The sequence below is a fragment of the Pseudomonas sp. TAE6080 genome, assembly GCF_018732265.1.
In the GTDB taxonomy this organism is placed as follows: domain Bacteria; phylum Pseudomonadota; class Gammaproteobacteria; order Pseudomonadales; family Pseudomonadaceae; genus Aquipseudomonas; species Aquipseudomonas brenneri.
Genome location: NZ_JAHIDY010000044.1, coordinates 1 through 13,387 on the forward strand (window position 1 = coordinate 1; position 13,387 = coordinate 13,387).

12 protein-coding genes are annotated in these 13,387 nt (G+C 61.5%); 3 read left to right on the top strand and 9 right to left on the bottom strand.

What is annotated here, in order from left to right; all coding sequences use genetic code 11:
* Positions 1–115 precede the first annotated feature (115 nt).
* From KL786_RS24670 to KL786_RS24680, 3 genes are read right to left on the bottom strand one after another with little or no spacing between them, the layout of a single operon-like run.
* Positions 116–889: a MetQ/NlpA family ABC transporter substrate-binding protein gene (locus KL786_RS24670; RefSeq protein WP_215519287.1), complete on the bottom strand. Its 774-nt coding sequence runs from the start codon at positions 887–889 to the stop codon at positions 116–118.
* A 50-nt stretch (positions 890–939) separates the two neighbouring features.
* Entirely contained in the window at positions 940–1,614 is a 675-nt protein-coding gene (locus KL786_RS24675) for a methionine ABC transporter permease (RefSeq protein WP_029290333.1), read from the bottom strand.
* Positions 1,614–2,621, bottom strand: coding sequence for a methionine ABC transporter ATP-binding protein (locus tag KL786_RS24680; RefSeq protein WP_032862641.1), 1,008 nt, complete (start codon positions 2,619–2,621; stop codon positions 1,614–1,616). Before KL786_RS24680 ends, KL786_RS24675 begins: the two co-directional genes overlap by 1 nt.
* A 193-nt stretch (positions 2,622–2,814) precedes the next feature.
* Between KL786_RS24680 and katE the strand changes: the two genes are divergently transcribed.
* Positions 2,815–5,028: a catalase HPII gene (katE, locus tag KL786_RS24685; protein WP_353844684.1), complete on the top strand. Its 2,214-nt coding sequence runs from the start codon at positions 2,815–2,817 to the stop codon at positions 5,026–5,028.
* Between the two features lie 95 nt (positions 5,029–5,123).
* Here the strand turns inward: katE and KL786_RS24690 are convergent, their stop codons facing one another.
* Genes KL786_RS24690 through zur form a run of 4 tightly spaced genes read right to left on the bottom strand, consistent with a single transcriptional unit; the run spans position 5,124 to position 7,929 of the window.
* Complete coding sequence (locus tag KL786_RS24690) at positions 5,124–5,843, bottom strand: PA5502 family lipoprotein (protein ID WP_215519288.1); 720 nt, start codon at positions 5,841–5,843, stop codon at positions 5,124–5,126.
* A 37-nt stretch (positions 5,844–5,880) separates the two neighbouring features.
* The gene (gene znuB, locus KL786_RS24695; RefSeq protein WP_215519289.1) at positions 5,881–6,669 is read right to left on the bottom strand and encodes a zinc ABC transporter permease subunit ZnuB; all 789 of its coding nucleotides are present in this window, start codon (positions 6,667–6,669) and stop codon (positions 5,881–5,883) included.
* Positions 6,662–7,447, bottom strand: coding sequence for a zinc ABC transporter ATP-binding protein ZnuC (gene znuC / locus KL786_RS24700; RefSeq protein WP_065942455.1), 786 nt, complete (start codon positions 7,445–7,447; stop codon positions 6,662–6,664). Before znuC ends, znuB begins: the two co-directional genes overlap by 8 nt.
* On the bottom strand, positions 7,447–7,929 hold the full coding sequence (gene zur / locus KL786_RS24705; RefSeq protein WP_373347638.1) for a zinc uptake transcriptional repressor Zur: 483 nt from the start codon (positions 7,927–7,929) through the stop codon (positions 7,447–7,449). Before zur ends, znuC begins: the two co-directional genes overlap by 1 nt.
* Before the next feature lie 58 nt (positions 7,930–7,987).
* On the opposite strand from zur, the gene KL786_RS24710 reads away from it, so the two are divergent.
* Complete coding sequence (locus KL786_RS24710) at positions 7,988–8,917, top strand: zinc ABC transporter substrate-binding protein (protein ID WP_215519290.1); 930 nt, start codon at positions 7,988–7,990, stop codon at positions 8,915–8,917.
* A 107-nt stretch (positions 8,918–9,024) separates the two neighbouring features.
* On the opposite strand, the gene KL786_RS24715 is transcribed toward KL786_RS24710, so the two are convergent.
* Together KL786_RS24715 and KL786_RS24720 are read right to left on the bottom strand one after the other, a co-directional pair.
* Entirely contained in the window at positions 9,025–9,978 is a 954-nt protein-coding gene (locus KL786_RS24715; RefSeq protein WP_215519291.1) for a homoserine kinase, read from the bottom strand.
* 56 nt (positions 9,979–10,034) lie between these two features.
* Positions 10,035–10,325 carry a DUF2782 domain-containing protein gene (locus KL786_RS24720; protein WP_104911281.1) on the bottom strand — a complete coding sequence of 97 codons (291 nt, stop codon included), beginning with the start codon at positions 10,323–10,325 and terminating at the stop codon, positions 10,035–10,037.
* A gap of 74 nt (positions 10,326–10,399) precedes the next feature.
* Between KL786_RS24720 and polA the strand changes: the two genes are divergently transcribed.
* Positions 10,400–13,201 (top strand): DNA polymerase I, encoded by a 2,802-nt coding sequence (gene polA, locus KL786_RS24725; RefSeq protein WP_215519292.1) that lies wholly within the window; start codon positions 10,400–10,402, stop codon positions 13,199–13,201.
* Positions 13,202–13,387: the final 186 nt, after the last annotated feature.

A 13,387-nucleotide genomic window follows, 5' to 3' on the forward strand; every position in this document is an offset into this window, starting at 1 on the left:
TGAGTTTGAATTGATCTGAATACTTGCTCATGTGAACACCCCAAGAAATTGGATTTGTGTCCAACTTCTTGGGGGCAGTCCATTCGATCTCCAGTGTTTTGGAGATAGTGCTCGATCAGAACGCCGGCAGAATCGCGCCTTTGTACTTCTCGTTGATGAATTTCTTCACTTCTGGGGTGTGCAGGGCTTTGACCAGCTTCTGCACCGCGTCCGAATCCTTGTTGTCCTCGCGGGTCACCAGGATGTTGACGTAAGGCGAGTCGTTGCCTTCGATCGCCAGGGCATCCTTGGCAGGATCCAGCTTGGCTTCCAGGGCGTAGTTGGTGTTGATCAGCGCCAGGTCGACCTGGGTCAGCACGCGCGGCAGGGTGGCGGCTTCCAGTTCGCGGAATTTCAGGCCTTTTTCGTTGCCGGTGATGTCCTTGATGGTCGACAGGATATCGGTCGGGTTCTTCAAGGTGATCAGGCCCTTGCTGGCCAGCAGCAACAGCGCGCGGCCGCCGTTGGTGGCGTCGTTGGGGATGACCACGTTGGCGCCGTTTGGCAGCTCGGCCAGGGTCTTGTACTTGCTGGAGTACGCGCCCAGGGGTTCCAGGTGCACGCCGGCCACACTCACAAGGTGAGTGCCCTTGGCCTTGTTGAACTCATCCAGGTACGGCTGGTGCTGGAAGAAGTTGGCGTCCAGGCGCTTCTCGGCCACTTGTACGTTCGGCTGCACGTAGTCGGTGAACACTTTGACCTTCAGGTCCACGCCTTGCGCGGCCAGGGCCGGCTTCACGAATTCAAGGATCTCGGCATGCGGCACCGGTGTGGCGGCGACCGTCAGGGTCTCGGCGGCATGGGCGGAAAACGCGGCAACCGCGGCGAAAGCAACCAGTAGTTTTTTCATCCAACAAGCTCCTTGTTCGGGCATCTGCCGGCGGGGGCCGGCAATGGCCGTTATTTTCGAGAGTAGTGTGTCACCAGCTTATCGCCGATGGTTTGCAGAATCTGCACCAGTACAATCAACATCACCACGGTGACGACCATCACGTCATCCTGGAAACGCTGGTACCCATAACGGATCGCCAGGTCGCCCAGGCCACCGGCACCCACCACACCCGCCATGGCGGTGTAGCCCACCAGGGCAATGGCGGTCACGGTGATTGCCGCAATGATGCCGGGCTTTGCCTCGGGCAGTAGCGCCTTGGTGATGATCTGCCGGGTGGTCGCGCCCATGGCCTGGGTCGCTTCGATGATGCCGCGATCGACCTCGCGCAGGGCGGTTTCCACCAGCCGGGCGAAGAACGTCGAAGCGCCTACCACCAGCGGTGGAATGGCGCCGGCGACACCCAGCGAGGTGCCGGTGAGGAACACCGTCGTCGGGATCATCACAATCAGCAGGATGATAAACGGCAGGGAGCGGATGGCGTTGACCACGAAGGCCAGGGCGGCATAGGTGGTTTTCTGCTCCAGCAACTGGCGTGGGCTGAACAGAAACAGCAGGATGCCCAGCGGCAGGCCCACCAGTACGGTGAAAAACAGCGAGGTGCTGAGCATCAGCATGGTGTCGCTGGTGGCCACCCAGATATCAGCCCAGTCGACGTTGTCGAAATAATGCAGTAGCACGTCCATTAACGCAGGACCTCCATGTGCACATCGGCTGCGGTAAAGCGTGCGAATGCCGCTTCCATGTCACCGCCGGTGATGGCCAGGGTCAGTTGCCCGTAAGGGGTATCTTTTATGTGGTCGATGCGACCGGCAAGGATGCTGTAGTCCACGCCTGTTTCGCGGGCGACGGTACCCAGCAGGGGCGCGTAGGTCGCTTCGCCCTGGAACGTCAGGCGCACGATGCGCCCTGGTACATGGGCGAAGACATCGCGCTGCTCGCCTTCATCGACCTGCTCGGCTTCTTGCACGAACCGTTTGGTGGTCGCGTGCGTGGGGTGCAGGAACACCTGGGCCACCGGGCCTTGCTCGACGATCACACCGGCATCCATCACCGCGACCTGGTCGCAGACACGGCGGATCACGTCCATTTCATGGGTGATCAACACGATCGTCAGGTTCAGCTCGCGGTTGATCTCGGCCAGCAGTTGCAGGACCGAGGCGGTGGTCTGCGGGTCAAGGGCGCTGGTGGCCTCGTCGCACAGCAGGATCTTGGGTTTGGTGGCCAGGGCGCGGGCGATGCCGACGCGCTGCTTCTGGCCGCCGGACAACTGCGCCGGGTACTTCTTGGCGTGGTCGGCCAGGCCGACACGGTCCAGCAGTTCGGCCACGCGTGCATCGATTTCGCGGCGCGACAACTCGCCCGCCAGGGTCAGCGGCAGCGCGACGTTGTCGGCGACGGTCTTGGAGGCCAGCAGGTTGAAGTGCTGGAAGATCATCCCGACCTGTTGCCGGAAACGGCGCAGGCCGTTGGCATCCAGGGCGGTGACTTCTTCGCCGTCGACCTTGATCTGGCCGCCCGAAGGTTCTTCCAGACGGTTTATCAGGCGCAGCAGAGTACTTTTTCCCGCACCAGAGTGGCCAATCAGGCCGAACACCTGGCCGTTCTCGACGCGCAGGCTGGTGGGGTGCAGTGCGGGGATATCCTTGCCGGCGACCCGGTAGGTTTTATGGACGTTATGAAACTCGATCACGTAGCGAACCTTGTGGGGCGCATTGAAAAGGGATCAGCGGTTAGCCGGGCGCGCATTTTAGCCTGTCCATCTAGTGTTTCTTAGCATTTATTTCGTATTCAACCAGCGATTTGGCAATAACGCGATCAAAGGTCATAAAAAAGGAACGGTCAAAAACCGTGTCAGTCACTACTTAGGCAACTCGATTTCCCAGGTGCCGTGCCTGGGGTTTTGCTCAAACGAGCCAGGGACCGCTCTGGCCTACGCAAACGAGGAGTTTTGTCTGATGAGTACCAAGAAACCCGCAAGGGCGGCCAAGAGCGAGCTTGCCGGCACCGATACCCTGGACCGTGGCAACACCAATGCCAAGCTGCAAAGCCTGGAAAAACTCCGTTCCGACGCCACTGGCCAGGCGCTGCGCACCAATCAGGGGGTGAAAATCTCCGATAACCAGAACAGCCTGAAGGCCGGCGCTCGCGGGCCTTCGCTGCTGGAAGATTTCATCATGCGTGAAAAGATCACGCACTTTGACCATGAGCGTATTCCGGAGCGCATCGTGCACGCCCGCGGCACTGGCGCCCATGGCTACTTCCAGACCTATGAAAACCACTCGGCGCTGACCAAGGCGGGTTTTTTGCGTGACCCTGGCCATAAAACCCCGGTGTTCACGCGTTTTTCCACGGTGCAGGGCCCACGTGGTTCGGGCGATACGGTGCGTGACGTGCGTGGTTTTGCCGTGAAGTTCTTCACCGAAGAAGGCAACTTCGACCTAGTGGGCAACAACATGCCGGTATTTTTCATTCAGGACGCGATTAAGTTTCCTGACTTCGTGCATGCGGTAAAACCTGAGCCGCACAACGAAATTCCTACCGGCGGCTCGGCCCACGACACGTTCTGGGATTTTGTCTCGCTGCAGCCGGAATCGGCGCACATGGTGATCTGGGCGATGTCCGACCGCGCCATCCCAAAGAGCCTGCGCAGCATGCAGGGTTTTGGTGTTCATACGTTCCGCCTGGTCAATGCCGAGGGTAAGTCCAAATTCGTCAAATTCCACTGGCGGCCGACGGCGGGCACCTGTTCCCTGGTGTGGGACGAAGCGCAGAAACTGGCGGGCAAAGATACCGATTTCCACCGTCGCGACCTGTGGGACGCCATCGAGATGGGCGATTACCCGGAGTGGGAACTGGGGGTGCAGATTATTCCCGAGGATAAAGAGCATGCCTTCGACTTCGATATCCTCGACCCGACCAAGCTGATTCCCGAAGAATTGGTGCCCATCACCCCGTTGGGCAAGATGGTGCTCAACCGCAACCCGGATAACTTCTTCGCGGAAGTCGAGCAGGTCGCCTTCTGCCCAGGCCATATCGTGCCGGGTATCGACTTCTCCAATGACCCACTGCTGCAAGGTCGGTTGTTTTCCTACACCGACACGCAGATCAGCCGTCTAGGTGGGCCGAACTTTCACCAGTTGCCGATCAACCAGCCGGTGACGCCACTGCATAACAACCAGCGCGATGCCATGCACCGCAGCACCATCGACAAAGGCCGTGCGGCTTACGAGCCGAACTCCATTGACGGCGGCTGGCCGAAGGAAACGCCTCCGGCCGCGCAGGACGGCGGTTTCGAATCTTACCCGGAGCGCATCGACGCGCACAAAATCCGTGAGCGCAGTGAGTCGTTCAGCGATCACTTCTCCCAGGCGCGCCTGTTTTTCAACAGCATGAGCAAGCACGAGCAGGAGCACATCATCGCGGCCTACAGCTTTGAGCTGGGCAAGGTCGAGCGTGAGTTTATCCGGGCGCGCCAGGTCAACGAGATCTTGGCCAACATCGACCTGGAGCTGGCCAAGCGCGTGGCGCAGAACCTGGGCCTGTCGGCGCCGAAAAAAGGCACCGTGCCGGTGCGCAAGACTGCGCCAGAGCGCTCGCCGGCCTTGAGCCAGGCCAACCTGCTGCCAGGGGGCATCAAGACGCGCAAGGTGGCGATCCTGGCGGCCAATGGTGTTGATGGTGCAGCCATCGCAGCGTTGAAAAAGGCGCTGGCCGCGCAAGGTGCCCATGCCAAATTGCTGGGGCCGACCTCGGCGCCGGTGACCACCGCAGATGGCAAGAGCCTGGCGGTGGATGCTTCGATGGAAGGCTTGCCGTCGGTCGCGTTCGACGCAGTGTTTGTGCCGGGTGGGGCGAAGTCGATCCAGACGTTGAGCGGTGATGGTGTGGCGTTGCACTACCTGCTGGAGGCCTACAAGCATTTGAAGGCGATTGCCTTGGCCGGTGAGGCGAAGCAGTTGTTGGCGGTGTTGAAGCTGGAGGCGGATGCGGGCTTGATTGTTGGCGGGGATGCCAAGGCGTTGAAGGCGTTTATTGCGGCAATTGCCCAGCATCGGGTTTGGGAACGCGAGCCTCGGGCCAAGGCGGTTCCGGCTTAAGTTTTTGGTTGTTTGATAGGGCGCCATCGCGGGCAAGCCCGCTCCCACATTTGAAATGTATTCCAATGTGGGAGCGGGCTTGCCCGCGATTGGCGTCAGTCGGCTTTACGCGGAATCAGTACAACCTGCGCCGGAATATGCTTGAGGATCTGCCGGTGAATCTTCAGGTCATACCCTGAATCTATCCGCTTCACTCGTTTGCTCAGCAGCGTGTTCAGCCACGGGTAATCCTGGGTGCGCGGCACCTGGATGCTCACATCACACTGGTAATTCACCACATCGGTGGCGATGGCATCCAGTTGATGGCGCAACTCCTGAATATCCGTGAGGTTCAGCGCAACCGTGGTGCTCTCGGCAGTGGGGTCGATGACCTTGGCCGGTGGCTTGGCTTCGGCGGCCTTGAGGGCGGCTTCGGCTTTATCCAGCTCGGCCTTGCGTGCGTGGGCGATGGCGCTGTTGACCCCACCCGTCAGCGCTGGCGCCTTGGGCATCAAGGCGCGGGCGCGGCTCAGGGCGGTGGCGGCGGCGTTGACATCACCTTTTTGCAGGACGATCTGGCTGCGCTGCAAATAGGCTTCGGCCAACTGACGCTGATAAGGCTCCAGGGCCGGGTCGTCGGGCGACTGGGCCTGCAACGCAGCCAGTTGGTCCTCGGCGGTGGCCAGCTCGCTGCTGGCCAGGTTTTGTTCCAGTTGTGCAATGGCCGCAGCGCGCGCATCCGGAACCTCGGGGGCGACGGGCGGGGTGCTTTGGCAGGCGCCCAGCAGCAGGGAAAATGCGGCAAGGAGCAGATAACGGGAGGTGAACGGCTTCATTCCTGCGACTCTCTAATTGCGCAAAAAGCGAGCAAGTCTACACCCCTCGACGGGGCAGGACAAAACTCAGCAGAAACAGTGCGGCGGCCGTGACCACAATCGACGGCCCGGCCGGGGTGTCCTTGAACCAGGACAGCGCCAGGCCGCCACACACGGCAAGCATCCCCAGCAGACTGGCGCCGACCGCCATCTGTTCCGGCGAGCGTGCATGACGCTGGGCGGCGGCGGCGGGGATGATCAATAGCGACGTGATCAACAATACGCCGACAATCTTCATTGCGACAGCAATCACCACGGCAATCAGCAGCATCAGGGTCATGCGCAGTGCTGGCACGGGCAAGCCTTCGACGGTGGCCAGTTGTTCGTGGACGGTAATTGCCAGCAGCGGGCGCCACAGGGCCACCAGTAGGATCAATACCGCTGTGCTGCCGCCGAGAATCCAGGCCAGGTCTGTGGGGCTGATCGCCAGCAGGTCGCCGAACAGATAGGCCATCAGGTCGATACGCACTTCGTGCATAAAGCTCAGGACTACCAGGCCCAGGGACAGCGTGCTGGGCGCGAGGATCCCCAGCAGGGTGTCCGAAGCCAGGGGCTGGCGCTGTTGCAGGGTCACCAACAGCACGGCGAGCAGCAGGCAGCCAACGGTCACGGCGATGGTCGGGCTGACGTCCAGCAAGAAGCCCAGGGCTACGCCGAGCAGGGCCGCGTGGGACAAGGTGTCGCCAAAGTAGGCCATGCGCCGCCAGACCACGAACGAACCCAGCGGGCCCGCCACCAGCGCCAAAGCCAAGCCTGCAAGCAGGGCGTAGAGCAGAAAATCAGCCATGCTTGCAGCTATCTCCGTGGACGTGGGTATGAGGGGCGGTCGGATCGGCAACCACGGCGCCATGCAGGTCATGGGCATGGTCGTGATGGTGGTGATAAATCGCCAGGCTCTGGGCATTCTTGCCAAACAGCTCGACGAAGGCCGGGTCGCCGCTGACCTGCTCCGGGTGGCCGGAGCAGCAGACGTGGCGATTGAGGCACACCACCTGGTCAGTGGTGCTCATTACCAGGTGCAAGTCGTGGGACACCATCAGCACGCCGCAGCCATGACGGTCGCGCAGGCGGGTGATCAGGCTGTACAGCTCGGCCTGGCCGGCGACGTCGACGCCCTGCACGGGTTCGTCGAGTACCAGCAGCTCAGGTTCGCGCAACAGGGCGCGCGCCAGCAGGACACGCTGCATTTCACCGCCGGAGATGCTTTGCACCGGGCTGTCGATTACCTGTTCGGCGCCGACTTCCTTGAGCGCGGCCAGGGCCCGGGCGCGATCCACGCCAGGCACCAGGCGCAGGAAGCGCAGCACCGACAACGGTAAAGTCGGGTCGACGTGCAGTTTTTGCGGCATGTAGCCGATGCGCAGCCTGGGCTTGCGCCAGACACTGCCGCTGTCGGGCTTGAGCAGGCCCAATACCGCACGCACCAGAGTGGTCTTGCCGGCGCCATTGGGGCCGATCAGGGTCACGATCTGCCCTGGCTCGACGCTCAGGTGAATGTTGTCCAGCACGTTCTGGCCGGCGAACGAGACCCCGACCTGCTCCAGGCGGATTAGCGCAGTGCTCATCAAGCCCCCTGGCAGCCCGAGCAGATACCCACCACTTCGACGGTCTGCCCTTCGACCCGAAAGCCCACATCGCTGGCGCTCTTGATAATCGCGTCGCTGATGCTTTTTTGTTCAAGCTCGATGGCGGCGTGGCATTCACGGCAGATCAGGAACTGGCCCTGGTGCGCATGCTCCGGGTGATTGCAGCCGACAAAGGCGTTCAACGAGGCGATGCGGTGCACCAGGCCGTTTTCCAGCAGGAAGTCCAGCGCACGGTACACCGTCGGCGGCGCGGCGCGGCGGCCGTCCTGCTCGCTGAGCACGCCGAGAATGTCGTAGGCACCCAGCGGTTTGTGGCTCTGCCACACCAGCTCCAGCACCCGCCGGCGCAGGGCCGTCAGGCGCAGGCCTTGGCGTGCGCACAGGGCGTCGGCCTCTGACAGTGCGTTGTGGACGCAGTGAGAGTGGTCGTGGGGACGGCTGGCAAGCGGTGTTTTAGGCATGAGCGGCGACAGATATTTGTGAGAGACGTTATTATGTTACCCGTTCCTGCCGCCTTGAGTGCTCATCGTGTCCCGACTTTTTCCCGTTTTTGTCGTATTTGTCACCAGTTTGTTCGTCATCGGTGCTGCTCAGGCTGAGGTTCGGGTGCTGACCAGCATCAAGCCATTGCAGTTGATTGCCGCCGCAGTGCAGGACGGCGTGGCGGTTCCAGAGGTTTTGCTGCCGCCGGGAGCGTCGCCGCATAACTATGCGCTGCGCCCTTCCGACGTACGGCGTGTGCAATCGGTGGAACTGCTGTATTGGATCGGGCCCGACATGGAAGGCTTTCTGCCACGCGTGCTCAAGGGCCGCAGCTTGCCGACCGTTGCGGTGCAGGAGCTGCCGGGTCTGAAATTGCGGCATTTCGCCGAAGATAACCACTCCCACGCCGAAGAAGCCGACGAGCATGATCACGACCATCGCCCGGGCAGCCTGGATGCTCACTTGTGGTTGTCGCCGGTCAATGCGCGGGTGATTGCGGCGAAAATGGCGGCGGACTTGAGCGTGGCCGATCCGGCCAACGCAGCGCGCTACCAGAGCAACCTGCAAGCCTTCGACGGCCGCCTGGATGCCTTGGATATGCGTCTCAAGGCGCGCCTGGCGGGGATCGCCGGCAAGCCTTACTTCGTGTTCCACGAAGCCTTCGATTACTTTGAAGACACCTATGGCCTCAAGCACACCGGTGTATTCAGCGTGGCCGCCGAGGTGCAACCCGGCGCCCAGCATGTGGCGGCGATGCGCACGCGCCTGCAGGAAGTAGGCAAGACTTGTGTGTTCAGCGAGCCGCCATTGCGCCCGCGCCTGGCTGAGACCCTGGTGGCGGGCCTGCCGGTGAAACTGGCGGAGTTGGATGCGTTGGGCGGCTACACCCCGGCCACCGCTCAAGGCTATGAGCAGTTGCTGGAGAAGCTGGGCAATGATTTGGCAGGGTGCCTGGAGTCACTGTAGGCACAGCGCCAAACCAATGTGGGAGCGGGCTTGCTCGCGAATGCGGTGTGTCAGTCACCCGCTACTTGGCTGACACACCGCATTCGCGAGCAAGCCCGCTCCCACATTTAGAGGGCGAGCGGCAGTTGGAGCGTGACCTGCTGGCGCTGCTCCAACCGCTGCTGGAGCTCCCGTGGGTCGTGAATCAACACGTCCTGCCCGGCAAACGACTCTGCCGCAATCAGGCGTGACAGCCAGAACCGCACACACGCGACCCGCAACATTGTCGGCCACAGCTCGGCTTCCCTGGCGCTGAACGGTCGCAGTGCTGCATACGCCCCCAGCAGCGCGCGGGCGCGGTGGCCATCAATCACGCCGTCAGCGTCCGAGCACCAGTCATTCAGGGCGATTGCCACGTCGTACAGCATCGGCCCGGAACAGGCGTTGTAGAAGTCGATCAACCCGGTCAGGTGAGTGCCTTCGAACATCGCGTTGTCACGAAACAGGTCAGCGTGGATGTTGGCGCGGGGCAGCGTGAGGATGTGTGCCTTGTGTTGCTGGATTTCATCCAGGGCCGCTTGCAGCAGGTGCTGTTGCTCTGCGTCGAGGTGCGAGATCAGTTGCGCGCCTTCATTGAGCATCCAATCGAGCCCGCGATCGGTCTTGCGTTCCAGCACCTTGTCGCCCTGGGTGGCCAGGTGCAGGTGAGCGAGCAGTTCACCCACTTGCACGCAATGCTGGGCGTTGGCGTCCTGGATGTGCTTGCCCGCCAGGCGCGGTTGCAGCAGCGCCGGCTTGCCTGCCAATTCGCGCAGGGCCACGCCGTCGGTGGTGCGCAGGGCGTAAGGCACCGGCAGGTCGGCGTCGTGGAGTACGTCCAGCAGTTCGATGAAGAACGGCATTTCGTCCACGGGGCCGCGCTCAACCAGGGTCAGGACAAATTCGCCCTGCTCCAGGCTGATAAAGAAGTTGGTGTTTTCGCTACCCGCGGCAATCCCCTGGAAATCGAGCAGGCGGCCGAGCCCATAAGGGGCGAGAAAGGTTTCCAGCTCGGGCCGAGCCAGGGGGGTGAACACAGACATGGTTAAAACTGCCAGTACGGGCGCCGCGGGCCGCGGCGCCGATTAAAATTAAGAAATCATTTCCATTCGAAGATCTTCCATGACGGGATCAGCATATCCGGCTGGTCCGAGCGGATGAAGTTCGCATCGGTTCCGTCCGCGCGCACCAGGAAATACGGGGGCGCGCCTTTCGGGGTTACCTTGATTGCATACAGGAAGCCATTTTGGCGGTATTCCTGGATGGTCTTGTCGCCTTCCGTGCGAATGGTGACTTGCGGATCCCCCGAGGGAGCGTCGTCTGCCGCCATGGCAGCCATCGGAGCGAGTGCAATCAAGCCGGTCAACAGCAGGCGATTGAATGTACGCATGATAACCTTGTCCCTTTGTTGTCATTGGTCCGGCTATTCTAGCGCCTGACCCGCCGAAAAGGTTGATCCTGCTCATGAGCCAAGCCCCCCTCGTCCTGGTGGACGGTTCTTCATATCTGTACCGTGCCTTCCACGCGCTGCCGCCGCTGACCACGTCCAAAGGCCTGCCGACCGGCGCGGTCAAGGGCGTGTTGAACATGCTCAAAAGCCTGCGCAAGCAGTACCCGGGCAGCCCGTTCGCAGTGGTGTTCGACGCCAAGGGCGGGACATTTCGCGATGACATGTACGCCGAATACAAGGCCAACCGCCCGAGCATGCCCGATGACATGCGCGTGCAGATCGAGCCGCTGCACCAGAGCGTGATCGCCCTGGGCTTCCCGCTGCTGTGCGTCGAAGGCGTTGAAGCGGACGACGTGATCGGCACCCTGGCCCGCAGCAGCGCGGCCGCTGACCGCCCGGTGGTGATCTCTACCGGCGACAAGGACATGGCGCAACTGGTCGACGGGCACATTACCTTGGTCAACACCATGACCGGTAGTGCGATGGACATCGAAGGCGTTAAGGAGAAATTCGGCGTCGCTCCCGAGCAGATCATCGATTATCTGGCGCTGATGGGCGATTCCTCCGACAACATTCCGGGCGTTCCGGGGATTGGTCCTAAGACTGCTTCGGGCTTGCTGGTGGGTGTGAACGGCGGCCTGAAAGAGCTTTACGAGCAGCTCGACATTGTCCCGACCTTGCCGATCCGTGGGGCCAAGACCCTGCCGGCCAAGTTGGAAGAACACAAAGAGATGGCATTCCTGTCCTACCAGTTGGCGACCATCAAGGTCGACGTGCCACTGGAGGTTGGCCTGGAAGACTTGCACTTGATCGAGCCTGATCGTGAAAAGCTGCTGGAGCTGTACACCCTGCTGGAGTTCAAGAGCTGGATCGATGAGATTCAGCGCGATGCCAAGCGGGTCGAGCTTAAAGCGGCTGCCGACGTAGCGCCGGTGCAGCCTTCGACTGAGCCTGAGGCCGCAGAGACGCAGGCCCCGGTCGAAGCGCAGTACGAAACCATCCTCGACCAGGCCCGCTTTGACGTCTGGCTGAAGAAGCTCAATGACGCGAAGCTGTTTGCCTTCGATACCGAAACCACTGGCGTCGATGCCCAGCAGGCGCAACTGGTAGGGGTTTCGTTCGCCGTACAGGCCAATGAAGCGGCCTACATCCCGCTGACCCACTCCTACATCGGCGTACCCGAGCAACTGGACCGCGATACAGTACTGCTGGCCTTGAAGCCGCTGCTGGAAGACCCGCAAAAGCTCAAGGTGGGCCAGCACGCCAAGTTCGACATGAACATCCTGGCCAATTGCGCCATCGGCGGCGACCCGGCGCAGGGCATCACCGTGCGCGGCATCGCCTTCGACACCATGCTCGAATCCTACGTGCTGAACTCCACCGCGACCCGCCACGACATGGACAGCCTGGCCAAGAAGTACCTGGAGCATGACACCGTCAGCTTCCAGGACATTGCCGGCAAAGGCGCCAAGCAACTGACCTTTGACCAGATTCCCCTGGAACAGGCAGGCCCCTACGCTGCCGAAGATGCCGATGTGACCCTGCGCCTGCACCTGGCATTGCACGCACAACTTGCGGCGCTGCCGAGCCTGGCCAATGTACTGACGGATATCGAGATGCCGTTGGTGCCGGTGCTGGCGCGGATCGAGCGCCAGGGCGCCCTGGTGGATGCCGCGCTGCTGGGCGTGCAAAGCATCGAGCTGGGCAACAAGATGGTGGAACTGGAGCGCCAGGCATACGAGATCGCCGGCGAGGAGTTCAACCTTGGTTCACCCAAGCAGTTGGGGGCGATCCTCTACGAAAAACTCGGGCTGCCGGTGTTGAAGAAAACCGGCAAGGGCCAGGCCTCGACCGCCGAGGAAGTCTTGGCCAAGTTGGCTGAAGATGACTTCCCGCTGCCTAAGGTACTGATGCAGTACCGCAGCATGAGCAAGCTCAAAAGCACCTACACCGACCGCTTGCCAGAGCAGATCAACCCACGTACCGGGCGCATCCACACCTCTTACCACCAGGCCGTGGCGGCCACCGGGCGTTTGTCGTCCAGTGATCCGAACTTGCAGAACATCCCGGTGCGCACCGCTGAAGGCCGGCGGATCCGCCAGGCATTCGTCGCGCCCAAGGGCTACAAGCTGCTGGCGGCAGACTATTCGCAGATCGAACTGCGGATCATGGCGCACCTGTCCAAGGACGAGGGCTTGCTGAACGCGTTCCGCGACAACCTGGATGTGCACACGGCCACGGCGGCCGAAGTGTTCAAGGTCGAGTTGGGTGAGGTCACGTCCGACCAGCGCCGCAGCGCCAAGGCGATCAACTTCGGCCTGATCTACGGCATGGGCGCGCAGAAGCTGGGCAAGGATATCGGCGTCGATACCAAGACGGCCAAGGCCTATATCGATGTGTACTTCGCCCGCTACCCGGGGGTGCGCGAGTACATGGAGCGCACCCGCGCCCAGGCTTCCGACCAGGGCTATGTAGAAACCCTGTTCGGGCGTCGCCTGTACCTGCCGGACATCCACTCCAACAAGCCGCAGGAGCGCGCGGGCGCAGAACGTACCGCGATCAACGCGCCGATGCAGGGCACTGCCGCTGACATCATCAAGAAGGCGATGGTCAAGGTCGACAACTGGCTGACGGAGTCGGGGCTGGACGCCAAGGTCATCCTGCAGGTGCACGATGAATTGGTGGTCGAGGTCCGTGAAGACCTGGTGGATGAGGTCAGCGAGAAGATTCGTGAGCACATGAGCGGTGCGGCGAAGCTGGATGTGCCGCTGCTGGTTGAGGTCGGGGTGGGTGATAACTGGGACGAAGCGCACTGATCATTTGGTATTGCTGCGGCATGAGGTCGCAGCAATGCCTATAGATCGGAAACGGCTGAAGGTTATTTCCAATAGTTTTTCCGTGGCGCCGGAACTTAACCCATGAAACGTCACTCAGAGTTACTGAATGGGTGGTGAAGCCCTTCAATGCTCCTATGTTGTGTTAAGTGTTGGCAGATATCTGGA